This is a genomic window from Lacipirellula sp. (assembly GCF_965279485.1).
Lineage (GTDB): Bacteria > Planctomycetota > Planctomycetia > Pirellulales > Lacipirellulaceae > Lacipirellula.
Genome location: NZ_CBDIIC010000002.1, coordinates 25,710 through 48,505 on the forward strand (window position 1 = coordinate 25,710; position 22,796 = coordinate 48,505).

Below are 22,796 nucleotides of genomic sequence, written 5' to 3' on the forward strand. Positions count from 1 at the left end.
AATAGTTCACGTTAGACAGCTTCAGCGGTTCAGAACTGCGGGCTGCCACGCTTTATTGCCGTTGCAGGCAGCTATCTAGACGGGGGTGGGCCGCGAGTGGCGCAATCGTGTGGCGTCGTGGGCATGCGTCGACTACGATCCAGTTACGACCTCCGACGAGGCTCTGTTCGCTTCGCACTTCTCCTCAATACGTTCGCCGCTACGAGTCCTCGATGCACAACAGATTCAGTTCGAAGAGGGATCCCGTAAGTCAAGCAGCCGCCACACGGCTCCACCGACTGTCTGGGTTTAGCTGCACGGCTTCATCGACATCGACCTGGACTGAGGGCGGGTTTGCTCAATGCCGATGACATCGCCCGAAGCCTCGGTGAGCGCGCCCACGAACGTGAGCCCTCCCGCGAATGAAGCGCCGCCGCTGCGGAGCATTCACACCGACAACTTTCCAGCGATCTTGCAGGAACTAGACGCTTCACTACTCGTTACCACCTACCAAGCGGGCAAGCTGGTAATGCTCCGTCCGCACGGCGGACAACTCAACACGCACTTCCGCAGCTTCAGCAAACCAATGGGCCTCGCTGTTGAGGGTGATCGGCTCGCCATCGGCACGAGCGTGGAGATTTGGGAGTATCACAACGCGCCGGCCGTAGCCCGGCAATTGGAGCCTATCGGGACACACGACGCCTGCTACCTGCCGCGCTCGTCGGTCTGCACCGGCGACATTCAAATCCACGAGATGGCCTGGGGCCACGCCCGCGACGGGGCATTGGGAACTGGGACGGAGCGCGACCCTGAATTGTGGTTTGTGAACACGCGTTTCTCTTGCCTATGTACGCGGAGCAGCGATCACAGCTTTGTGCCACGCTGGAAGCCTCCGTTTATTTCGGCGCTCGCGCCTGAAGATCGCTGCCATCTGAACGGACTCTGCGTCGCGGAAGGTCGTCCCACGTTCGTCACGGCGCTCGGCGCGACCGATACGTCCGGCGGCTGGCGAGTGAACAAAAAGAGCGGCGGCGTCGTGCTCGAGGTTTCGTCCGGAGAAACGATCGTCTCGGGTCTGTCGATGCCGCACTCGCCGCGCTGGTACGACGGCCGCCTGTGGGTTCTTGAATCGGGGCGCGGGAGCATCGGTTGGATTGATCCTGCTACAGGCCAGTACGAGCCGCTTGCCGAGTTGCCCGGATTTACGCGTGGACTCGACTTCTGCGGGCCGCTGGCTTTCATCGGCTTGTCGCAGGTGCGAGAAAGTGCCGTCTTCAGCGGCATTCCCATCGCCGAACGGCCATTAGAAGAGCGCTGCTGCGGCGTCTGGGTAGTGAACATCCATACGGGGCAAACGATCGCCCGCGTGAAATTTGAAGATGCAGTCCAAGAAATTTTCGCTGTGACCGTATTGCCAGGCGTGCGGCGACCCGACGTGATCAACGACGAGCCGAGCCTGATCGCCGATTCGTTTGTCGTGCCAGATAAGGCGCTCGACCAGGTGCCCGGTCCGCTGCGCCATGCGGCCAAACAAAACTAAGCCACTTTCATTACCGCAGAGACGCTTCGATGAATTTTCAGCAACGGATGCGCGAGTTGTTCGGTTCTTCTACGAAAGCGACGCGCACTGCGCGCCGCGGCAAGGGGCGTCGCCGTGCGGAATTTGGATACAAGCCTGGAGTGATGCAGCTCGAAGACCGGCGGATGCTCGCCAACTTCGTGGTGACCAGCGTCGCTGACAGCGGACCTGGGACCCTGCGCGATGCGATCACGGCGAGCGTTAACAACGGTGCTGGCGCTGACCTCATTCAGTTCTCGACCGAGATCGACGGCGGGACGATCAACCTAACGAGCTTCGTTAATAATGTCTCGGCCGGCTCGACGATGGCCGGTGCGTCGGCCTTCTTCATCAGCGGCAGCACGTCGCTGGTGATCGACGGATTTACGGGGTTGAGCCAGGGGATCACGATCGCGCGGAACAGCGCCAGCGCGTTCCGGCTGTTCGACGTCTCGGCCGGCAGCAGCCTGACGTTGCAGAGCCTGACGCTCAGCAACGGGCTCGCTCAGGGGTTCGCCGGCGGCGTCGCCTACTATGGCGGCGCCGGTGGCGGCAGCGCCGGGTTGGGGGGCGCGATCTTCAACCAGGGCTCGCTGACGATCCTCAGCAGCACGATCACCGGCAACACCGCTCAGGGGGGCGCCGGCGGAACGACAGCGAGCGGAGCGGTCAGATATGGCGGCGGCGGCGGCGCTGGGCTGGGGGGCCCCGGCGCAGCGGTGTCCACGCAGAGATACGGCGGGGGCGGCGGCGGCCCTAACGGCGGCTCGGGCGGTACGTTGACTGCTGGGCAACCCGCTGGGACCGGCGGATTCGGCGGCGGCGGCGGTGGCGGCGGCGGCACTGGCACTGGTACGTCTTACTCCAACTATTACGACGGGGCGCGTGGCGGATTCGGCGGCGGGGGCGGCGGCGGCGGGAGGCTTCGCGGCCGAGGTGGAGTCGGCGGCTTCGGCGGCGGCGGCGGCGCTTCGCCAGCCCAAAATAACCCAATCGCTGGTGGCTTCGGCGCCGGTAACGGCGGTCGAAAGGGGCTTGGCGGCGGCGGCGCTGGCATGGGCGGCGCTATCTTCAACAATGAAGGGGTCGTCGTCATCACCAACAGCACGATCACGGGCAACGCGGCGATCGGAGGCAACCGCGGAGTCAGCGGCTCGCAGCCCTATGGTGCATCAGCCGGATCGGGACTGGGCGGCGGATTATTCAACCGTAACGGCACGGTCACGATCACCAATAGCACCTTATCTGCCAACACAGTGACGAACGGCGATGGCGGGAGCGGCAACGGCCGCAGCGTCTTCAACGTCAGCGACGGCGCCGGGAAGACAGGCACGGCCAACATTACCAACAGCATCTTGGGCCAGGCAGGAGCGACGGCGGTCGCAGACTTCGACAGCGCCAACAATGGCGGCAACGCCCCGATCAACGCGGGCTCCAATAACCTGATGAGCAACCGCGGCTCGTTCCCCGTCGGCGGCGTTATCGTCGCCACGAACCCGCTGCTCGGCCCGCTGCAGAATAACGGCGGCGTGACGAAGACGATGGCGCCGCTAGGTGGCGGCCCCGTGCTCGACGCAGGCATTCAGTCGGGTGCACCGACAACAGATCAACGGGGCCAGCGTCGCGACTCAACGCCTGATATCGGATCTGTCGAGATCAAATTTGTGGGCAACATGGTGGTCAATGTCGCTGCCGACGACATCGTCGCTGATAGTTTTTTATCGCTACGCGAGGCAATAAACTTAGCGACTGGTGCGACCGGCTACGGGGCTCTGTCGGCGGCCGAGAAGGCGCTGGTTACGCGCACCGCGGGCGATGTCAATACCATCACCTTCGCCAGCAGCGTCGATGGCCAGACCATTGCCCTGTCGAAGTTCGTCAATGACACAGCGGCTGGCTCCACGATGGCCGGACCTTCGGCCTTCTTCATCTACGAAACCTCCCTGGTGATTGATGGGCAAACCGGCTTAAGCCAGGGAATTGCCATCGCACGCGATACCAACCCCGCGAGTTATGTAGGCGGGCAAGTGCCGAGCTTCCGACTGTTCGACGTCGACGCTGGCAGCAACCTGACCCTGGAAAGCTTGACTCTTAGCAGCGGTAGAGCTCAGGGATTCGCCGGGGGCAACGGCTTTCTCGGCGGCGGTGGGGGCGGCAGCGCCGGGTTGGGGGGCGCTATCTTCAACCGAGGTTCATTGAAGATCCAAAACAGCACGCTCACGGGCAACGTCGCTCAGGGGGGCGCGGGCGGTGCGAATGACGACAACTCGAGTGGCGAGGGCGGGGCTGGCGGGGCCGGCTTGGGTTCCCACGGTACGAACGCAACATCGAACAATGGCGCCATCGGCGGCGGGCCCAATGGCGGAGCCGCAGGCAACACCTACGGCGGCGTCGGGGGCTTTGGCGGTGGCGGCGGCGGCGGAGCGAGCGACGGCAGTAGTTCCGGCGGGAAGTCTGGCGGCTACGGCGGCTTTGGCGGTGGCGGCGGCGGCGGCGGCGGCGCCAGCGTCTTCCCTGGCGCCGGCGGGATTGGGGGCTTTGGCGGCGGCGGCGGCGGCACCGGCAGCAGGGCGTCTGCAGGCGCCGGCGGTTTCGGCGGCGGAGCGGGCAACAACTCGTACGCCGGCGGCGGTGGGGCCGGCATGGGGGGAGCTATCTTCAATGAAGCAGGCGTCGTCGTCATCACCAACAGCACGCTTAACGGCAACGCCGCCATCGGCGGCGGGGGTGGAGAGGCGGGCGCAGGGCTGGGCGGGGCGCTGTTCAATCGAAACGGCACGCTGACCGTCGCTAGCAGCACCATCTCTGGAAACACGGCCGCCCAGGGTGGCCGCGGGATCTTCAATCTTGGCGACTACTTGGGTTCCACCACGGAGTCGACGACCGCTACCGCCATCATTACCAACACGATCATAGGCCAGGGGTCGGATGTCGCCGTTGAGGACTTTACTGGCACGACCAACGTCGGCGGGACGAACTCCACCTCCGGCAGCAACAACTTGATCCGCAGCTCCAGCGGCTTCGCGGGTGGCATCGTCAGCACGGCGGATCCCAAGCTCGGCATCCTCGCCGACTACGGGGGTTTGACCTGGACCATGGAACTCTTACCCGGCAGCCCAGCTATCAATGCGGGAACTCCGGCGTACTTGCCGCCGCCAAACGTTGATCAACGGGGAGTTTCCTTCACGAGAGTCATCGGCGGGAGGATCGATATTGGGGCGTTCGAAGTGCAGCCCGTCGCTCCACCTTCGGCAGACTTTGACGGGGATGGGAGCATCGATGGACGCGACTTCCTCGCCTGGCAACGAGGCTTCGGGATCGCGACACCGAGCGCGGTGAAAGCTAATGGCGACGCCGACAACGACCGCGACGTGGACGCCGCTGACCTAGCCATTTGGAAAACCCAGTTCGGTGCACCTCCGACCATTGTCGCCGTGAGTGTGCCCGCGCAAGCTGGTGCGGCCTCAGAAATATTCACAGACGCCTCGTCGACCTTCGAGGCACTTCCGACATACAGCGAGCCCGCACGAATATCTGCGCTCGACGCTGCAACCGTACCCGGTAAGGCGTCGCATGCTGCTAGCCTTAACGGCCAGTTGGTCGATGCTGCAATGGCAAAGCGATCAGACGTGTCGCCGTTAACCTCGCAACGCGATGAGTGGTCGGCACAGTTGCGACATCGTAAGCATCACGGCAGCGTTCTGAATCCTGTTCTCCTCACACGGGTGGCAGCTCCAATTACCGCGTTTCCGATGCTTCGAACAGTCACTTTACCGTGGGAAGCTGGGTCGCTTGATGAAGTTTGGTCTGAGCAATGCGACCTAGAGCAACTTGCGGTCGATGCTGATCAGAGCGAGCTTGATGCGATTTCGGCGATCATCTTCGGTGAAGAATCGTAAGACTGCAGCGCAATGAATACCCTATGAGAATCTCGCAAAACATTGAAGCCGTCGGGGATTTGGCAGAACGTGTCTCTCTCTGACCCGCCGTTTCGAACTGATTCTTCTGCTGCTGAGCACACCCTCGGGGCTGGGTTCTGAGCGGACTTGACGTGAGCCGCTGGTCAACTGCAACTAGTTACTGCTGGTCTTAGGCTGTTCGCCATCCAGTTCAGAACGCCAGCAAAATACCCCGTGCGCTAGGTGTTCGACCGAGGGGTCGGAAGAGACGCTGAGGGCGCCGTGAGCCGACTATGTGTAGCAGTTCGCTCTAGTAAGTAGCCGACCGCGTCAATAAAACGGGTAGCTCGACCCGCTAGCTACTCTTCAAGAGCCCACCGACAGCTTAAAATTGATGGTCTGTCGATGCCTAAGGGCCCGCTCGCGGCTATTAGGGTCCTGATTAGCTGCCCCTCGAAGGGCACGACCGCACACGCTCGGTGGCATATTAGGTTCTGGGGCTGAACGTGCGGATGACCCAATAGCATGGCGTAAGACGATTATTGATCTCGCTCAAAATGGGCCCAAGCGACTTAATCCGCATCAGCGCGGCCAAGTAGCGAACGTGGTGTAGCGCTGGTGGCGCCTCGCCGCCGTCTGCTGACGCCCGGCGTCGAATCGTCTACATAAAGTCAGAGCGGGGCGAGTGCGCAAAAAAACGCCGGAGATCGCGTTGGCGTTCTCCGGCAGCGTCGTGCATTACTTCAAAAAAATACAGGCGGCCTTAGCTCACCCGTACGTTCTCGGCGCACTTGCCCTTGGGGCCCATGCCTTCGTTGAATTGCACGGCTTGACCTTCGTACAGGCTGTCGAAGCCGGCTCCTTCAACCGCGGACGAATGGAAGAAGATATCTCCATTGTCACCTTGAATGAAGCCAAAGCCTTTGTCAGTCAACTTCTTAATTGTACCTTGCGACACGTCACAAATTCTCCAGCACGCAGTTCTCAGTCAGACGCGCAGCCCGCGCACCGTGCAACTACTCGGGCAACGCATGGGCGGCCCCGTTAACGGGAGGCCCAAAAGTAAGAAAGCAAACTGATCCACACCGTAGATCAACGTCGCTGGAGGCCGGTATGAAGACCGGCCAAGATGAAGGGCAGAGATCAACGAGAAGTTTGCTGCATCGCCACGCAATAAGTCACAGAGGACTGACTGATGCGGCGTCTGGCCATGCTTCTCGCAGATGCCTTCGCTGTCTTAGTGGTTCGACTCTACCACACCAGTCGTCGCGGAACTAGTGGATTAAGTTCCTCAGGAAAGGAGTATAACGGCTGTTGACGCCATTTCGACCGCTGCCAGCAGTTCGCGATTGCGACTTTAGTAGGCGAATCTCAACTCTCTTACGAATTTTGGAGCGAAAGATGGCAAAAAAGAAAAAGAAGGCGGCGACATTGCGAGAGAAGAAAGCCCTCAGCTATGGCGTGATTTTCCTCGACCAAATCTCGCCTCCGATTCCTGTCGAAGGTCGCAAGCCGATCGAGATCGACATGACGATGGATGAAGCCCTCAAGCTTCACCTGGGATTGTTGCAGGCACTGACTGAGCTGAATCGGCTCGATCGGCGTTCGCCAAAGTCGCGAGCACGAGGGATTCGGTTTGCGCTGTATCCAGATCAGCGGCGGATGATGGTTCAACAAGGAAGCGTCAAGGATAACAGCGCGCCGCGATAGCGTTGTGAGTGAAGCGTTACTGTTTTGTCAATTTGATTCGCTGCCGTCGAGTACCAGGAGAAGCGCATGAGCAAGCGCCAACGATGTCATCAGCCAAGAGACCGAGTCGCCGCAAGCCGCTGGCCGTCAAACGCCTGCCGGTTACCTTCGCCAGCGACAACCGCCGCGTCATCACTCGCTTCTTCGACCCAGGCAGCAAGGGTCGAATGCAGAACATCGCCGAGCGGATCGATCGGCTAGACGACGATGAAGTTGCGAGGTTGCTAGACGAGGTCTTCCAGCGGTTTCGAACGCGGCACAGCAACATCGTCGCGGTGCTGGAGCAGAACTTCCGCAATGCCGCGACGCTGCTTGGCGACGCGGGCGACGTTGATCTTAATCGCCGACTGCTGCTCGGCTCGTACTTCACGATGGAGTACTCGATCGAATCGGCAGCGCTCTTCAATCCTTCGATCGTGCCGCACCTGAACCAGCGTAATCTCCCCGACGGGGCGGTGCGCTTTGTCATGAGTCTGCGGGCCACTGGTGAGGGGCACGTTTCGTCGATCGTCTTCCGGACTGGCATTATCTACTCCGATCAACGGATTCAGGTCGATCCGCTCAGTCGGCACACCAGCCCGATCAGCGTGATGCAAGACAAGCTGTTCGACAAAATGCTATTCGCCAGAAAGCTCGGTGACATTGGCGTGCCGCAGCCAGTGGCGGAGGCGGTGATGAATTGTCTGCCTGGTTCATTCACGATGCCGCAGTTAGAGCAGGCGATGATTGCGGTTCGCGAGCGCGAGCCAGAGTTGGTTCCTTCTCTGGACTCAATGCAGGGAATCCGTTGGCTAGCAATGTCCAACTACCAACTGAAATTGCCGACGGACGCGGAGGCTTCGGAGTTGGTCATTTTCCCGCAGACCATCAACGAGAGCCGCGGCATCGAAGACTTAAGGCTCGTGCGATTCGTTCACGATGACGGCGCGGTGACTTACTTCGGCACCTGCACCGCGTACGACGGCTTCCGGACGCTACCGGAGCTGATCGAGACGAGCGATTTCCAAACGATCGGCGTCCACACGCTTAATGGCGCCAAGGCGCTGAATAAAGGGCTTGCGCTGTTCCCGCGGAAAATCGACGGCAACTATGTGATGTGCTCGCGGATCGACGGCGAGAATCTCTACATCATGCGGTCGGACAACGTCCACTTCTGGGAGACCGCGGACTTGCTGCAAATTCCGAAGCAGCCGTGGGAATTTGTGCAGATCGGCAACTGCGGCTCGCCTTTAGAGACTTCTGAAGGGTGGATCTTGCTGACTCATGGCGTTGGGCCGATGCGAACTTATTGCATCGGGGCGATGTTGCTCGATCGCGACGATCCACAACGCATTATCGGCGTTCTCGACGAACCACTCATTGTGCCGACCGAGAAAGAACGCGACGGATACGTGCCGAACGTCGCCTACACCTGCGGGGCGATGATCCACAGCGATCAGTTGTATATTCCGTTTGCTACTTCGGACACGACAACGCGGTTTGGGATGGTGTCGGTGGAACGGTTATTGGATCGCCTCACGAGTTAGATCGCATCAGCTCGGTTGCAGCATTGCTGCGGCTTCAGCCGCCCGGCGGAATGCTGCGAGCGAGCTTTCCAGTTGCTGTAGCTCGGCGAGCGACAGTAAGAATGCGAGAGTCGATTCCGCGCCCTGATTTTCGTTGACTCGGTCGGCATGCAACCCGTCGTGGCAGCCGCCTGTGCTGGCGTCGTAGACTTCCACGCCCAGATCGTTGCGACCGAGGAACCATTCAAAGGCTAATCTCGCTTCATTTAGCCACGATGATTCTTCAGTCGTGCGGTACGCTTCGACGCATGCTGCGACTGTCGCCCAGGCCTCGATCGGTTGTTGATCGAAATCTGCGCGTGGACCGCCGCGCTTGTGGAAGCCATCGCTGCCAATGGGGCGGAAGTGCCCGCGCGGGGCTCGCTGGACGCCCACGAGCCATTGGAGCGACCGCAGCCCCAGCTGTTGAACTGCGACCTCTCCCGTAGAACGCCCGCTGAGGATCAACGCATGGGATAGGGCGGCATTGTCGTAGCTGAGCGTTTCCTCAAACCACGGCCAAGATGTCGTGGAGACTCGTTGGTGGAGGTCGACCAGCCGCTCAACGAGCGTCGCCCGAACTTGTGTCACCGCGCGGTCGCCGTCGAAACGGCGGAGATATTGGTCGATCCCCATCAGCGTCGACGCCCAGGCCCGGGGTGAGTGAATCTCGACGCTCGCCGGCAGCGCTCGATGGAAGACCTCCATCGCCCAGCACTGCAAGCTCCGCTGCTTCGAGCGTCCGATGCAGGTCCCCAGAGCGCACATCGCGCGGCCGAAGCAGTCGTCGGAGCCAAGGATATCTTCGTGGACCCAGCGGCGGTCGAACGTGAGGAAGTTGCGGAATCGACGTTTCTCGGGGTCAAACGCTGCGTCGACGAATGCCGCGTAACGGGTCGTGGCGCGCTGCATTTCAAGTGTGTCGAGTCCCATCTCTTCGAGTGCCATGGCGAATTGCAGGCCGCGGGCGTTGTCGTCGGTGCAGTATCCCTCAGCAAAATTGGGTAGCGTGTACTTGGCGTGCTGCAGCAGCCCGCAAGAATCCGTCATGCGCAGCAGATGCTCCAGACGCCATTTGGGCAGCTCCCAGGGGCGCTCGTCGAGCGTTTGGATTGCCAGCGGCTTCACTTGGCGATCAAAGCGAACCCGCCGCGCCTGCTGGAACGAGTTCATGTAGAGGTGGGCGACGTGACTCCAAATCATTTCACGCCCGAGCGTATACGCTTGGCGTCCCATCGCAAGACGCCTTGGCTCGTCACGCAGCAGGCTGCAGATTTGCTGAGCGATAGCGCTTGAGTCGCGGAATGGCACAAGGGCGCCGCGGCCGTCGGCTAGCAGTTCCTCGGCGTGCCAGTAGGGCGTCGAAACTACCGGTTTGCCGCAGCCGAAGGCGTACGCCAGCGTGCCGGAAGTGATCTGGGCCGGCTCCAGGTAGGGAGTGAGGTAGATGTCGGCGGCAGCGATGAACTCGATCAGTTCGTGCCGTTCAACGAAACGGTTGTAGAAAATGACGTTCTTCCGCACGCCGAGGTCGCTCGCCATCCGTTCCAGGCTGAGTCGATACGTTTCGCCTTGTTCGCGAACGAGGTTCGGATGCGTGGCGCCGAGGACGATGTAGACGACGTTGGGGAACTCACGGATGATCTCCGGCAACGCTTGAAGCGCGTGCTCGATCCCCTTATTCGGCGAGAGGAGGCCGAAAGTGAGGATGACGTGCTTTCCCTCGACGCCGAACTGCTCCTTCGACGCGTTAGGGTCGACGAACGGCATGTCGGGAATGCCGTGAGCGATCACATCGATCTTCGCGGCGGGGACGCCGTAAATATCTAGTAGAAACTCGCGGCCGCGCTGCGACATCACGACGAGTCGCGATGAGAGTTCGGCCAATTCTCGCAGCACGCGGCGCTGATCGTGCGAGGGGTCTTTCAATACGGTGTGGAGCGTCGTGACGACCGGCATTCTCACGTCGCGGAGTAGCGCGAGAATATGTCGACCCGCCTGCCCGCCGAAGATGCCGTACTCGTGCTGCAGCGAAACGACGTCAACGTTGCTGAAGTTAAGAAAGTCGGCCGCGCGGCGATAGGAGTCGAGATCTTGCTGCTCGAACTCAAACTGTACTTCCCGCGGATAGTCGTATCCTTCGGCGATGTCGTTGACAGGGACGACGCAGCAGTCGATCGACGGATACTGGGTCGCCACTGCGCCGAACAGGTCGCTGGTGAAGGTGGCGATGCCGCACTTGCGCGGCAGGTAGTCGCCGACAAAGCCGAGTTTGCGAAAATCCGTATTGCGAACCATAGGGCGCTCATCAAAGAAAGGGCGACGGTCCGCGTCGCGGCGTCCGATCGGCGCTCGACCGATCGAAAGAACATCCCTCCGGTTCAGCGCTGAGGCCGAATGCAGCGGAGGGGTGATGTACCGAAAATAATCCCTGCGGTTAGTGCTGGGGCTTCTTCTCAACGAGGATCATCTGATCGACAATGCGACTGATGCCTGGGACGCTTTGCACGGCTTTCATGATCGGGTTCCGCTGAATCGCGTATTGTAGCGAGCCGGTGAGCGTGACCATTCCTTTTTGAACCGTGGCCGTGACACGAGATTGAGAGCCTGAGCCTGACCGCATCAATCGCTGATTGACGGCCTTCAAAAGATCCTTGTCCGAGACTTGGTTGCGGCCGAGCATGGCATCGCCTTTCCAATAGAAGAAGACGCCGCGATGAGAACTCGCGACGCAGGGAAAGGGATCGACCATATGGCCGAAGGCCGGTCAGTGAGAGAGGATCTCCCCTCCAACTACCATCGTACGCCTGTACGGAGTTTCACGCCACAGCGGAAATCTCGTGCCGGAGGCGTTTTTATGACGCATCGGTCAATTTTTCGCTCTCCGATGGATGGTTCGGCCAAAATGTCGAACGCCTGCGGGAAACTCCTGACGCGCCGCGGGAGGCAACTCCCGAAGACTTACATTTAGAAAGCGTCCGGCGACACTTCATCAGTCCACACTCGAAATGACGCGAGTTGATTCGCCCCAAACGTCGTCGTGAGGGCCACATCGGCGGCGTCTCGGCCGCGGGCCATCAATATCCGACCGATGCGAGGAATGTTGTTCCTGGCGTCGAAGGAGTACCATGCCGTTCCTAGGTACACCTCGAACCAGGCGCTGAAATCCATCGGGGAGGGCTGGCGCGGGACGCCGATATCGCCGAGGTATCCCGTGCAGTAGCGAGCCGGAATGTTCAGCGAACGGCAGAAAGTCACCGCGAGATGCATATAGTCGCGGCAAACGCCGACGCGTTCGCGGTAGACTTCTAGCGCGGTGCGGTTCGCCCGAGCCTTCAAGTAGTCGAAGCGAATATGCCGGTGAACGAAGTCGCAAACCGCCTGCACCAACGGCCATCCGGCGGGCAGGTGGCCGAATAGCTTCCATGCAGTGTCGCGTAGCTCGCTATCCACCTCACAGTAGCGACTGGCGAGAAGGTAATGCAGCACATCGTCCGGAAGCTCCTGGAGCGCATGCTGACGAGCCTGCGGCGCCTGATGGTCCGGTAGCCCGCTATCTTCCACCACCGCGTTGGTTCGAAATACAACCCGGCCGGCGGGAACCGTGGTTCTTACGCACTGATTGCCATAAAGATCGAAGTAGCCGTTGAGGGCGCTCTGCGGCGTGACCGTCAGTGGCTCCAGCCGGCGTATCGACGCCGTGCGCGTCGGATGGATGTTTCCCACGAGCAGCACCGTCGTCGGCGCCACGAAATCGAAAGCGGCTTCAAAACCCGCGTGGATCAACATACTTTTGAGAACTTAACCCGCAAGGATCAACCCTTCGAGCAACAAACTATGGGGACGATGCGTCGTCGGCGATTCAACAGAAGAAAATCTGCACGCTTCAGGAGTGCTGAGGCGGGAGCTCGGCGGCTCGGCTGCCTGAGCGATCAATTGCGGCCTTTACAAGACGCTGGTATTTCCAGATGGAGTAACGCTCGCAAGCATCGCCAATCAGCTCCAGTCGATCGGGTGCAAACCAAGTGTTCGTGACTTGGCGTTCGACAATCAGCTTGGCATCCGCTAGCAGCCGCCGATCCTCCTCCGACTCGCACTTCACGACCGTCCCGGATACTAGAATCGGAAACGACTCGTCCTCGCGGACCCAATCTGAGGTTGCGTCGCAGACTCTCGTATCAAGCCTAGCGTGCGAGGCGGCCGCAGCGATGAGCGTCCCGGTTTCACACACGCCAATATGCCGGGAGACAGATGCCGCGGCTTGATCAAGTTCGCGAGCCACCTCCTCGCCTGCACGTTCGCCGCGGATGACGCTATTGGCGATGGCCACTCCGTTCGCAATAAACCGAGCGTCGATTTCTTGGCGACAGGTGTGCCAACGCTCGTCTTCTAGCATAATCTGCCATCCAACGTTCGGAACGTTGCGAATCGAGGGGGCGTTGATGAATCGCATTGGCGCTCCGAGAAGTGATCTGTGCGACAGTCAGCGTGACCTAGCACACCTCTTTGTAGTTGCGGATTTCAGGGTTACAGCCATAGAGGTAAACGCATTATTGGCGCGACGCATGAGAAAAGTGCGTTTAATCGCGTTGGAATTCCACTAATTAACTTCAAGCAGTCAATGCGACTAATACTTCGGAATCATCGTCTTCACGGCGATAGGGACTGTTAACATGAGAGAATGGCGAAGCGAAGATGCGTCATCTATGAATGTTAAACTGTCATCGCAACGCGCATCCCTGAGGGGCAAAGCATGGCTGTGAGAATCGTCGGTCACGGCGAGCAGGACGTCCGTCGCGTTACGTGTGGACGTTGCAGTGGGGTGCTAGAGTACAGCAAGAACGACGTGCTATCTGAGCCGAGGTACGATAGTGCGGGTGACTATGACGGTGAGCGACGTTGGATTGAATGTCCTCAGTGCACCAGCCAAGTCGAGCTGACAGACTGATACGCGATTCGTCGATGCGAATGAGAAGGCAGCACGGTAGATGCGGTGCTGCCGTATGTGCGATCGCGTTCCAACTGTTTCTTGGAACTAGCGTTGTTTTCGCAGTAAGCGGGAGACGTACCGGCAAGGATGAGTTAGGGTGAGGCGATGACTAAAGTATCCATGATCACCGGCATTGCAGTCGTCACTGTTCTAGCAGCCGTCGGCATCTCTGCACTCACCAACTCGCCGTTTCCATCACCAGCCTCGATCATCTGCGGAGTCATCGGGGCGTTCGCAGCGATTACCGTCGAGCAAGCCTAAGTTCGTCGGCGTGTTTGCGACGTCGATTGATCCGGTTGAAGCTACTGACGCCCAACCCTCTCTCAGAGGTCGCTTCGCATGCGGACCGCTCGGCTAGCCTGGAGACTTGGGCACGACGTTGCAGGTCTGAGTTGCAGCATCGAAATCGATGACGACTCGCTGCTCGGCCAACTGTACGAGGATCTGCTGAATGCGACTCTCTACGTTCGAATGGTCAGTGCCGTCGCGAGTCACAAATTCAAGCACGACTGACCGCAGTGTCGCCGGCTGAAGTTGCGAATGTGGAATGAGCATTTGCGGCAACTTATGGGGGCGGGCAGCTGACGCACGCCTCTGAATTCTTCCATTTTTCAGGCGCTAGCCCGGCGCTGGAGCGCTGCGTCCCTCAATCACCCGATAAATCACCCTCTGAAGGCGCCCCAGCGAATACATCTGACAAGCGTCTTTGATCATCATTAACCGGCCGATTGATATATCTCGACATGCAGTCGCATCTTCGCCGATGGTTTTCGCCGCCAATAGCAAGTTACGCACCTCGACAGTGCTGCATTCAATGGTGCGGCCTTCAATGCGAATCTTGGCCATGCGAAACTGCGAAGGATCTTCCATGCTCAAAGCTTGACGCTCGGATCGGCAATCCGCAAGGAGATAGCACATCTCGCTAACATCGCCTGGAAATCATCCGAACAACATAAACGTCAATGCGATGAGAATAGTTCCCGCTGCTTTGATCAACACCACTGTCGAGTTCCAACTATCGAGCGTGGCGAATGCAAGCGAATAGGATTATAAACTGGTTAAGCCACGGTAGGTGCGGCGGAGGCACGCGTAGTAGGAGAATGGCGGGTACGAGACCTGCGGATATTTGTCCCGCTGCAGTCCCCCTCAATCCAGCATCCGATAATTCTCGGAATCTGTTGAGGGTGCGCCGACATCAGTAGGCGATTGCTTGCCGCACACAGTTACGCAAGATACTGAAAGCTGCATCGACAGCTACCCGCAACTACCGACTAGCAGCCACCTACCCTTTGTTACTGCAATTCCTCGGCAACTAACAGAAACAAATGCAATCTCGCTGTAGGATACTTATTAACGGCCCACATGCGATTAACGAGCCGACGAACAGGCTTGGCGATTAGTTCACACCGTAGAGGTCACAGGTTCGAGTGATGTGCCGCCCACTACTTGTAAGTCCCGCCGAATCAACGACTTCTGATACCTGCCGACGTTCGGCAGTGCGGCGTTTCCCGATGACCCAAAACGGTATGTACCGTTTTCGTGGTCTAAACCATGGGAGACACGCGTCATGCCACGTCTCGTTGATGCTCTTCCGAAATACCGCAAGCATAAGGCTTCCGGCCAAGCGGTCGTCACTCTGAACGGCCGCGACCACTACCTCGGCCCGCACGGCACGAGCGCGAGCAAGGCGTTCTACGACCGCCTGTTGCCGAGTGGTTGATTCAAGGCCGTTCCGCGCCGGCACCGAAGGCCGAGGCGAGCCGTTGTATAGAAAAAAGTCGGTGGACGGATCACAAGTCAACGCCTCAGCTGACCTGGAGTTGATCTGCGCCTACGCCGTCTCGAAAGACGGAGTTACCGTCCGCTACGAGCAATTCCGCAAGAACACCGGTCAAACTTACGGCGCTGGTGAACATCGGGAGTATCATGAGTCGATCGTGCGCGAGATTATCGAGAAAACCGCCTCGTGGACTAAAGGCGGCTCCGACAATCTGAAGCGAATCAAGGCGGAATGCGACTACTACCTCGACGCCATGTCAGAGCGGTTCTTTCGTCAGCCAGGTTCTCAGCGGGAGTACAACGGCCTTCATCGACTGCAAATAGACAGAAGGCTCCGCTCCATTTCGTGGTCCTTTTCAATTGAGCAAGAACCGATTACGCGCGCGAGTTGGAATAGCGAAGCGAACGAGTTCGTGCGGCCGTGGGAGGACAGAGCACGAGTGCGGGGGCAGCGGTTGCTCGGCGCGGCGAGATTATCGAGCACATCAGCAACGCGAAAACTCTCGACGGGCAATTCGGGTCAGCTATGACGCGAATCCACATCCCGCTGCCGCTTTGGGTGCTACTGCTGCCAAATGGCTCTGCTTTCTTCTTCAGTAGCAACGAAGGGGTGGTACTTCCGATTTTTTCATGGGTGGAGAACGCAAAACTCTTTGCCGAGTCGCGACGCCTGAACGCGAACGAGTTCTACACGCTGGGCGAGTTGACGTCCCTGGATGCGGTGAAGGAAATGCTGCAGCGACCAGATTCAGACAGCTTCCGCATACTGTTCAACCCGATTGTAGGCACGCCGGAGCACATGCTCCTGCTGCCAAGCCAGCTAATGCAGGCCGAAGCGTTCAGGTTTGGCGAGTCGCGGGATTTGGAGTGCCGCGAAGATGGCGAGTGACTCTGCCTACTCTAAAGCAAGCGCACAGCAGTACCGTACATCTGCAGATAGAAGTACTGCCAGCCAGTGGAGTCTAAATCGATATCCTGGCGCATGCCGACGATCGCGTTGCCGCCAATCATCGTGGCCCGCGACTTGAGTTCTTGTACGGCGATAAAAAAGGCTTTGTCAAAATCCGTTTGGCCGACGCTCCATTCGCCAATTAGGAAGCCCCAGTCCGACCTGTAGCCATCGACTTGGTCCTGCGCACGCATGCTCGCGAGCAGGGCTTTGTGCTTCTTCAGGTAAGCGTCTAAGGCACTGCTGAAGATTTCCTTATTCGAAACCTGAAAGTAGACCGGGCCAACAATCTCATAGGGTGATGGGATGTCAGCGGTCGTGACGATGATCTGCAACGGTTTCGGCGCCGGGGAGGCGGTGGCGTTCGTGAAGCGCACTCCAGGCACGGCGGACCTTCCGCAAGCCGCGCTCCGCAGTCCTCACATACTGGAGGCCCTAGTAGGTGCGAGACGTCGCCGAGGAAAAGTCCCTTAACCTCACCCGCTCGCGTCCGCTTCGATTGGTCGCCGCCATTTACTCGTCGGATCGGGATAAACGGCGCGAGCGTCCCTTGGCCAGCAAGATTCTTCAACTGCTCGCTCGTCACACCCTTTCGAGTTCGCCCATTTTCGAGAACGTGCCATTCGATTGCCATTTGCGACCTCGCGAGACACTAGATGGTGATATGGCCAATCAGAGTCTAGCAATGGCCACGCAACAATGCTCTACATCTAGTCCGAGGTCGCGGAAAATCGAGCCAAGACGGTAGATACCGGGTTGAGCCGGGAAACGAAAACGCCCGCACTCCCCGGCTGATGGCTGAGAATGCGGGCGGATTTATGATCGGCTAACTGGTGACCTTAGCCGTAGGCTGGCAGCGGAAAACTCACTACTTACCTTCCACGGCTCTGCGGTGACGCGGAGGCGGTGCGCCGCATGTTCTGGCCGGCAGTTTTTTGGCTGTAGCCGTCCGGCGTGACGATAACTTCCGGCCCAAGGTGGGCTGACGACTCGCATTCGATTTCAGCAGAGCCACCATCCATTGGAACCCAAGAAATTCCGATGATTTGCGCACCAGCTGGCAGGGCCGGGTTGAATGTATTTTTGGGGACATCACCTTCGGTAAGCTTGGAATATGCCTGCATTGCTGCTGGGTCGAGCGGCAGGGCATTGAGGATTTCGGATACGGAGGTGAGTATTTCTGGAATCTCTTGATCTATTTTCCCTTCCATGCCGGTGAGGGCTCCATCTCCACTTATGGTCGCCTTGGCTTCAGTTTTGCCTAGGAACGCCTTCTGAATGTCGACGGCGAAAAGTTCTGACAGCTGAATGAAATGAATTGATTTCTCGACCTTCCCATCTTTCACTGACGTGACAACGGCAGCGTGCAGCTTGTAGACCTGCACCGGCACGCCACGGAATGGGCATGCCGGATTGTAAATCTTCTGGCTGATGTAGGTTGCGTGGCGTTTTGGGCCGAAAGGCAAACAACCGACACAAAGCGCGCAAGCAACAAGTAAGAGCAAACTAGAAATTCGCATAGAAAAGTCCCCCTAAACGTCAAATCGACATCTAGAACTTGGAACTTTATCGCCACCGGCAATTAACTACTAGCGGGGAGGCAATTCGGGCTGACGTACTGCTGCCGGTATGGCGGTCGGATAAGTGAGCGTTAGAAAATCTTCCCAATCGCCTCCACTTCAAGCAAACCATCCGCCAGCGGCCGCATCAACTGATCGAGCGGCCCGCGCTCTTTGATCTCCGGGTCGAGCCAGCGCGCGTACTCGGCTTCGGTCTTGAGGATGGCCGGCATGCGGTCACGACCAACGACGCTGTCGATCGTCATGGAAGGTTCCATGCGTCGATAACTTGGTCGCGCAGATTTAGGGGCGTCTCCTCGCGATCAGATAGGCTTCGCTGGCCACCCTGCCGGCGCTCGATCGTCGTGAAATCTCCCACCCGTCCGCGATCTGTACCTTCCAGTTTACGGCTGAATTCATCCCCGACGGACGAATTACGACGGTCAGGCGTCCACTCGGCCAATGCGGCGTCGGCAGTTTTGGTTGATTGGTTGCCTTCTCGCCGCGACGCCCACGATAAAACTTCGCCGCTTGGAGCCGTCAACCACCATTGGCCAGGAGTGAGCGCGGCTCTGCTACCTCCCTCTTGGCCGGCGGCATTCATTCGCACAGAAGTTTCCGATGGCAACTCGACGGCGGTAATCGCCATCGTCAGAGCAGCCGCTTCCGAAGTCTCGACAGTCGCGGGCAGGGTTGGGGCCGTGACGGCCATCGCGGCGGCTGGAGCGCCGCTCCCGTAGTTCGCGCGCCAGATGGACAAATCAACGGCATAGTAGGCGCCGCCGAATCCTCGCTGCCAGACGAGGAAGTCTGTGCCGTCGACCACCCCGTTGCCGTTGAAGTCGCCAGGCGCGTTCGCCGCCCGGCCTGGATTGCCGCCGGGCGTCGCGCTCGCGCGCCAATTGGTTCCCGAACTGTAGTTTCCGGAGAGATTCACAACTTCCATCGACGGGCCGCCGCCGTCGGCAGCCGTCGGCCATGGCGCGACGTCGTCGAAGGTGAAGTCGTTGATGGGGAGCTGGGCGGCGTCGGAGACGAGTAAAGCCTCGCCGCCGTTGCTCAGCTGCCCAGAGTATTGCCCCGCCACCGGCAAACCCGACCCGTAGCGCGCCGTGAACGCAGTTAGATTGCTGACGACAAGGACGTAAGCGCCGGGCTGCAGCGAGGTGATGGTCCCGTTGTTGAACTTGAACTCGATGCCGCCGGAAATTTCGACTCCGTTGAGGCTGATGACGCCGGCGCTAGTGTTGCGTAACTCAAGGAATTCGTAGTCGCCGTCGGCGGTTCCGGGGGCGAGCGCCAACTCGGCAGGCGTCGGGTCGGCCGGATGGTAATGGAGTTCCGTCACGCGCAGGTTTGAGGCACTGGCCGGCGTCTCAACGGAGTACAACGCAACGATGCGCTCACTCCATGGACTGCTCCCCGGATTGTCGCCTTGCGTGCCGACGTGCACAGCGCGTACGCCGTCAGCAGAAGATTGGATCTGCGTCCCCGTCCCTCCACTGGTTTGGTACAGCCGAATGTCGCCGATCTGCATACTGTTGGCCGCGGCAGTATTTTTGACCGTTGGGAACAAAATCTTGTACGACGTGTAAGACGTCGAATTGGCGAAGCTTACGAGTGGACCGTTAGTGAGCCGCGATTCCGGCAGCGACAACGTCCCGGAGCCGATGAGCGTCCAGTTTTCAGCCAGCCCGGTGCTGTTGTCGGCGCTTGAGATCAGGCTATTCGTGCCGTAGATCTCGTAGGAGCTCGGATCGCGTTCGACGGCGTCGTTGGCCGTGGTCAAGCGCATGCTGCGAACAATCGATGCTCCCGACACGGGCGTGATGATCAAACCTGAATTCTGCTCGCCAAAATTCAGGTACTTCGTCGACGGATCGCCGTCGAGCGCCTGGATCGGCGACTCGCCCCCGGGGTAGCTACTGTTACCCTGCGGAACGGCTGGCCCAGGCGTGCCGTTCGCCCGTGCAATGACCTGAGTCGTCTGACTCACGACAAATGGACCAGTGTATAGAATCGCCGCCGGCGAAATGCCGCCGCCGCTCGCACGCGGATCGCTGCCGTCGAGAGTGTAGTAGATCGCGGCTCCAGCCTGGTTGGAAGTGAGCGTGACCACCGTATTGGGTTGCACGTTGCCAGCGGCCGGCGACAACCCAGGCCGCCGAATCATCTGATCATCCATCCAATGAGCGCGCGTGATCAGCCAGTTGGCGAAGTGGCTCACTTCCGCCGCCCAACCTGTCAGGCCTGGCGTCGCATAGGCCCCGCCGTTGGGCGCCACCTCCGGCCAGCGCGCGAAGTTGCGCGCCTGCGACTCGGCGATCTCGGCCGCTTGGCCGTTCACCGTCGCCAGGATGTTGGCGTCGCTCAGCACGCCGCGACGCAGTTCCTGCCATCGATCGACCCATTTCTGCGTGAAATTGGGATCGTCGAAGAGCTTTCCCCACCAGTCCGATTCGAAGAAATCAACATCCGGGAGATACCATCCGTTGGGGTCGGCGGAGCGTCCGTCGTTGTCGGCGCCCGCGGAGCGATCAAAATCCCACACCGGTCCGAAATACAGCTTCCCGCCGGCATCCTTCACCAAGTAGGTGCTGAGGCGCAGCCCATCGGGCTCCTTGCTCAGGACGCGCAGCAGGTGGTGATCGATCGATTTATCAACGTCGAAATAGGCCTGGTAGCCCAACGTGGGATCCGTGGAATTCGGGCCGTACAGCGCGTCCTCGAAATCTTGAACATAGCCGCGAATGTAATCGCGTTGAGCAGTGGTCATCTCGGCTCGTTCGGGCTCGACGTGGACGAGCGTCGAATCCTGCAGCGTCGGAACGCCGCGTTCGGTATACCAGCTGCTGTCCGGAGTTCCATCGGACCGATCAAGTTTCAGAATGTATCCGCCGGTAATATCAGCGCCGCTCAGCTCGGCGATGTCGACTCGATTGGAATCGCGCTTGATATTTTCCATGAGCACGTAGACGCCCATGTAGTCGTTGCTATCGAGAACGCCGTTATCGTAGTTCGCGTAAACCTCGACGAATCGCGTGCGGGCGGCATAGTTGCCCATTTGATTAGACAGGTCGTAGTACAACGTGTTGCGGAGCATCGCACGATCGAAGCTATAAGGCGCGTACAGAATCCAATCCGACTCTGAGGGCATGCCCAAGAGAGACGCGGACTTGTCGGCTCCAGCGTCGTCGCGCAGCTCGATGCGGAGGTTGGTCTTCGGGTCGCCCGCGGTGCTCGATCCGCGCACTTGTTGGCCGATGAACGTCGTGAAACTCGCCGTACTGGCGAGGCTGCTGCGGCCGTTGCCGCTGGCGACGTCGTATAGCGAAAACCACGCGTCTTCAAAGACGTCGCCTGGCGTCCCTTGGCCAAAGTTCTCCAGCACGACGATCGGCAGGTCGGACGTGACGGAGCTCGCGGCGCTGCTGGCGAGCGTGTAGGCCTCACTCGACACGGCGCTGATCTGTCCGATCGACCCGAACGCGCGGGCGCGAACGCGCGTCGTCGCGCTGATCGTGATCGGCGTCGTGTAGATTGGCGAATTCGCTTGCGGCTGCGAACCGTCGGTCGTGTAGCGAATCGTGTTGCCGACGCTCGCCGTGGACAGCGTCAGCTGGAATGGCGCGCTGAAGGCGCCGCCGGCGCGAGAAAACAACACCGAATCGGCCTGCAAGCTGGCGTTTGGCGCTCGAGGCGTGGGCGCAGTCGTAAAACCCTCCGTGGGGGGCTCGATAAGCGTGCCCGACGAGAGCGTTAGATTAGGAACTGACAACAGATCGGAACTGCCGGAGCTGTTGTTGAGCAAATGGATCGCTAGTACGTTCGTCCCAGTGTGGAGCAGGCTGGAAAAACTGCTTACCGAGAAGTCGACGTACTGCACTGCGAGAGAATCTTCGTGTTGATTTGTTGCGATCGACGCGAATCCCGGCGACTGAGGCGCGTTGGCGCTCGCAATTCGTTGCCCGTTGAGGTAGGCGACGAACCCGTCGTCGTATTTCATCTGCAGCTTATCGAGCAGCGCCGACGACGAAGTGACCGTGAAGGGAATACGGATGTAGACCGACGTCGTTCCCGGCGGCACGGCGGTCTGAATCAAGCCGGCGAAATCGTTCCCCGACGTCTCGTAACCGACGCTCGCCTTGCCCGCAGTCCAGCTGGCGTCGTTGAACGACGAATTCATCCAGGTCGCGTCGACGGAGTTGTTCGTCGGCACAAGGTAACGCGCATTGCTCGCGGGAGTCACCGGATTAGACGTCGCCGTGTCGAATGCCAAGCCGTACGAGACGTCCGTAGTTTGCGGGGGATAGTCTTGGCCATTTACTCCGAATTGCGACAGGACGACTCCGCCTGGACTTGCTAGCGCGAGATACTCGCCGCCAGCGCTCAAAGCGAAGTTCGCGTGGAGGTTGCCTGCCGGGTCGGGCGTTCCGTTGCCCGACGCGAAAACGACCAAGTAGGCGCCAGGATTGAGCGCGACGCTGGGGAAAGTCCACTTATCGAGGTCTAGACGATCGTCGGTGAGCGAGTAGCCGGCGAGGTTAACCGCTTGATCGCCCTTGTTGTAGATCTCGATCCAATCCGAGGCGACGCCGTTGCCGTCGAGCAGCGTCGAACTATTCGACGCCATGAATTCGGTGATGACCGGGTTGGCGGCCAGCGCCAACCGCCCTTCCAAAGCCTCGAATGAAAACACTCTGCGAGCTGACATGTTCACTGTTCCTGGCTGCTGTAGGCGTCCGTCGCGTCAGTGATCTAGATGAGAATCGTCGACTCGGGCGCACTAC

At 59.6% G+C, this 22,796-nt stretch carries 19 protein-coding genes; 8 read left to right on the forward strand and 11 right to left on the reverse strand.

Going from position 1 to position 22,796, the window contains the following annotated elements; all coding sequences use genetic code 11:
• Positions 1 to 340: 340 nt before the first annotated feature.
• Positions 341 to 1,519, forward strand: a complete 1,179-nt coding sequence (locus ACQY7R_RS07680) for a TIGR03032 family protein (protein ID WP_428305019.1) — start codon at positions 341 to 343, stop codon at positions 1,517 to 1,519.
• Between the two features lie 29 nt (positions 1,520 to 1,548).
• Positions 1,549 to 5,436: a choice-of-anchor Q domain-containing protein gene (locus ACQY7R_RS07685; protein WP_428305020.1), complete on the forward strand. Its 3,888-nt coding sequence runs from the start codon at positions 1,549 to 1,551 to the stop codon at positions 5,434 to 5,436.
• Between the two features lie 763 nt (positions 5,437 to 6,199).
• Here the strand turns inward: ACQY7R_RS07685 and ACQY7R_RS07690 are convergent.
• Complete coding sequence (locus tag ACQY7R_RS07690; protein ID WP_152099501.1) at positions 6,200 to 6,394, reverse strand: cold-shock protein; 195 nt, start codon at positions 6,392 to 6,394, stop codon at positions 6,200 to 6,202.
• Positions 6,395 to 6,837: 443 nt separating this feature from the next.
• On the opposite strand from ACQY7R_RS07690, the gene ACQY7R_RS07695 reads away from it, so the two are divergent.
• Positions 6,838 to 7,146 carry a hypothetical protein gene (locus tag ACQY7R_RS07695; protein WP_152099502.1) on the forward strand — a complete coding sequence of 103 codons (309 nt, stop codon included), beginning with the start codon at positions 6,838 to 6,840 and terminating at the stop codon, positions 7,144 to 7,146.
• Between the two features lie 83 nt (positions 7,147 to 7,229).
• Positions 7,230 to 8,711: a glycoside hydrolase family 130 protein gene (locus ACQY7R_RS07700; protein ID WP_428305021.1), complete on the forward strand. Its 1,482-nt coding sequence runs from the start codon at positions 7,230 to 7,232 to the stop codon at positions 8,709 to 8,711.
• A 6-nt stretch (positions 8,712 to 8,717) separates the two neighbouring features.
• On the opposite strand, the gene ACQY7R_RS07705 is transcribed toward ACQY7R_RS07700, so the two are convergent.
• The 4 genes from ACQY7R_RS07705 to ACQY7R_RS07720 all read right to left on the reverse strand — a co-directional run bounded on the left by ACQY7R_RS07705 (position 8,718) and on the right by ACQY7R_RS07720 (position 13,182).
• Positions 8,718 to 11,027: a glycosyltransferase family 4 protein gene (locus tag ACQY7R_RS07705; RefSeq protein ID WP_428305022.1), complete on the reverse strand. Its 2,310-nt coding sequence runs from the start codon at positions 11,025 to 11,027 to the stop codon at positions 8,718 to 8,720.
• A 139-nt stretch (positions 11,028 to 11,166) separates the two neighbouring features.
• Complete coding sequence (locus ACQY7R_RS07710) at positions 11,167 to 11,412, reverse strand: BON domain-containing protein (protein ID WP_428305023.1); 246 nt, start codon at positions 11,410 to 11,412, stop codon at positions 11,167 to 11,169.
• 284 nt (positions 11,413 to 11,696) lie between these two features.
• Positions 11,697 to 12,518, reverse strand: coding sequence for a transglutaminase-like domain-containing protein (locus ACQY7R_RS07715; protein ID WP_428305024.1), 822 nt, complete (start codon positions 12,516 to 12,518; stop codon positions 11,697 to 11,699).
• A 97-nt stretch (positions 12,519 to 12,615) separates the two neighbouring features.
• Positions 12,616 to 13,182: a hypothetical protein gene (locus tag ACQY7R_RS07720; RefSeq protein WP_428305025.1), complete on the reverse strand. Its 567-nt coding sequence runs from the start codon at positions 13,180 to 13,182 to the stop codon at positions 12,616 to 12,618.
• A 642-nt stretch (positions 13,183 to 13,824) separates the two neighbouring features.
• Here ACQY7R_RS07720 and ACQY7R_RS07725 point away from each other — a divergent pair.
• Positions 13,825 to 13,980 (forward strand): hypothetical protein, encoded by a 156-nt coding sequence (locus ACQY7R_RS07725; RefSeq protein ID WP_428305026.1) that lies wholly within the window; start codon positions 13,825 to 13,827, stop codon positions 13,978 to 13,980.
• A gap of 93 nt (positions 13,981 to 14,073) precedes the next feature.
• On the opposite strand, the gene ACQY7R_RS07730 is transcribed toward ACQY7R_RS07725, so the two are convergent.
• The gene (locus ACQY7R_RS07730) at positions 14,074 to 14,274 is read right to left on the reverse strand and encodes a YheU family protein (RefSeq protein WP_428305027.1); all 201 of its coding nucleotides are present in this window, start codon (positions 14,272 to 14,274) and stop codon (positions 14,074 to 14,076) included.
• Between the two features lie 63 nt (positions 14,275 to 14,337).
• Positions 14,338 to 14,565: a hypothetical protein gene (locus ACQY7R_RS07735; protein WP_428305028.1), complete on the reverse strand. Its 228-nt coding sequence runs from the start codon at positions 14,563 to 14,565 to the stop codon at positions 14,338 to 14,340.
• A gap of 721 nt (positions 14,566 to 15,286) precedes the next feature.
• On the opposite strand from ACQY7R_RS07735, the gene ACQY7R_RS07740 reads away from it, so the two are divergent.
• From ACQY7R_RS07740 to ACQY7R_RS07750, 3 genes are all read left to right on the forward strand, one after another.
• Positions 15,287 to 15,439 carry a hypothetical protein gene (locus ACQY7R_RS07740; RefSeq protein WP_428305029.1) on the forward strand — a complete coding sequence of 51 codons (153 nt, stop codon included), beginning with the start codon at positions 15,287 to 15,289 and terminating at the stop codon, positions 15,437 to 15,439.
• A gap of 61 nt (positions 15,440 to 15,500) precedes the next feature.
• Positions 15,501 to 16,028 (forward strand): hypothetical protein, encoded by a 528-nt coding sequence (locus ACQY7R_RS07745; protein ID WP_428305030.1) that lies wholly within the window; start codon positions 15,501 to 15,503, stop codon positions 16,026 to 16,028.
• A 29-nt stretch (positions 16,029 to 16,057) separates the two neighbouring features.
• Positions 16,058 to 16,387: a hypothetical protein gene (locus ACQY7R_RS07750; RefSeq protein WP_428305031.1), complete on the forward strand. Its 330-nt coding sequence runs from the start codon at positions 16,058 to 16,060 to the stop codon at positions 16,385 to 16,387.
• Between the two features lie 11 nt (positions 16,388 to 16,398).
• Here ACQY7R_RS07750 and ACQY7R_RS07755 read toward each other — a convergent pair whose 3' ends face one another.
• From ACQY7R_RS07755 to ACQY7R_RS07770, 4 genes are all read right to left on the reverse strand, one after another.
• Positions 16,399 to 16,833 carry a heavy metal-binding domain-containing protein gene (locus ACQY7R_RS07755; protein WP_428305032.1) on the reverse strand — a complete coding sequence of 145 codons (435 nt, stop codon included), beginning with the start codon at positions 16,831 to 16,833 and terminating at the stop codon, positions 16,399 to 16,401.
• A 486-nt stretch (positions 16,834 to 17,319) separates the two neighbouring features.
• The gene (locus ACQY7R_RS07760) at positions 17,320 to 17,967 is read right to left on the reverse strand and encodes a hypothetical protein (protein ID WP_428305033.1); all 648 of its coding nucleotides are present in this window, start codon (positions 17,965 to 17,967) and stop codon (positions 17,320 to 17,322) included.
• 131 nt (positions 17,968 to 18,098) lie between these two features.
• Entirely contained in the window at positions 18,099 to 18,284 is a 186-nt protein-coding gene (locus ACQY7R_RS07765) for a hypothetical protein (RefSeq protein ID WP_428305034.1), read from the reverse strand.
• Positions 18,269 to 22,720 carry a CotH kinase family protein gene (locus tag ACQY7R_RS07770; RefSeq protein ID WP_428305035.1) on the reverse strand — a complete coding sequence of 1,484 codons (4,452 nt, stop codon included), beginning with the start codon at positions 22,718 to 22,720 and terminating at the stop codon, positions 18,269 to 18,271. Before ACQY7R_RS07770 ends, ACQY7R_RS07765 begins: the two co-directional genes overlap by 16 nt.
• Positions 22,721 to 22,796: the final 76 nt, after the last annotated feature.

Coding starts and splice junctions, on each gene's coding strand:
- ACQY7R_RS07680 (WP_428305019.1), top strand. CDS start 341: ATGCCGATGACATCGCCCGAAGCCTCGGTGAGCGCGCCCACGAACGTG.
- ACQY7R_RS07685 (WP_428305020.1), top strand. CDS start 1,549: ATGAATTTTCAGCAACGGATGCGCGAGTTGTTCGGTTCTTCTACGAAA.
- ACQY7R_RS07695 (WP_152099502.1), top strand. CDS start 6,838: ATGGCAAAAAAGAAAAAGAAGGCGGCGACATTGCGAGAGAAGAAAGCC.
- ACQY7R_RS07700 (WP_428305021.1), top strand. CDS start 7,230: ATGTCATCAGCCAAGAGACCGAGTCGCCGCAAGCCGCTGGCCGTCAAA.
- ACQY7R_RS07705 (WP_428305022.1), bottom strand. CDS start 11,027: ATGGTTCGCAATACGGATTTTCGCAAACTCGGCTTTGTCGGCGACTAC.
- ACQY7R_RS07710 (WP_428305023.1), bottom strand. CDS start 11,412: ATGCTCGGCCGCAACCAAGTCTCGGACAAGGATCTTTTGAAGGCCGTC.
- ACQY7R_RS07715 (WP_428305024.1), bottom strand. CDS start 12,518: ATGTTGATCCACGCGGGTTTTGAAGCCGCTTTCGATTTCGTGGCGCCG.
- ACQY7R_RS07720 (WP_428305025.1), bottom strand. CDS start 13,182: ATGCGATTCATCAACGCCCCCTCGATTCGCAACGTTCCGAACGTTGGA.
- ACQY7R_RS07725 (WP_428305026.1), top strand. CDS start 13,825: ATGACTAAAGTATCCATGATCACCGGCATTGCAGTCGTCACTGTTCTA.
- ACQY7R_RS07730 (WP_428305027.1), bottom strand. CDS start 14,274: ATGCTCATTCCACATTCGCAACTTCAGCCGGCGACACTGCGGTCAGTC.
- ACQY7R_RS07735 (WP_428305028.1), bottom strand. CDS start 14,565: ATGGCCAAGATTCGCATTGAAGGCCGCACCATTGAATGCAGCACTGTC.
- ACQY7R_RS07740 (WP_428305029.1), top strand. CDS start 15,287: ATGCCACGTCTCGTTGATGCTCTTCCGAAATACCGCAAGCATAAGGCT.
- ACQY7R_RS07760 (WP_428305033.1), bottom strand. CDS start 17,967: ATGCGAATTTCTAGTTTGCTCTTACTTGTTGCTTGCGCGCTTTGTGTC.
- ACQY7R_RS07765 (WP_428305034.1), bottom strand. CDS start 18,284: ATGGAACCTTCCATGACGATCGACAGCGTCGTTGGTCGTGACCGCATG.
- ACQY7R_RS07770 (WP_428305035.1), bottom strand. CDS start 22,720: ATGTCAGCTCGCAGAGTGTTTTCATTCGAGGCTTTGGAAGGGCGGTTG.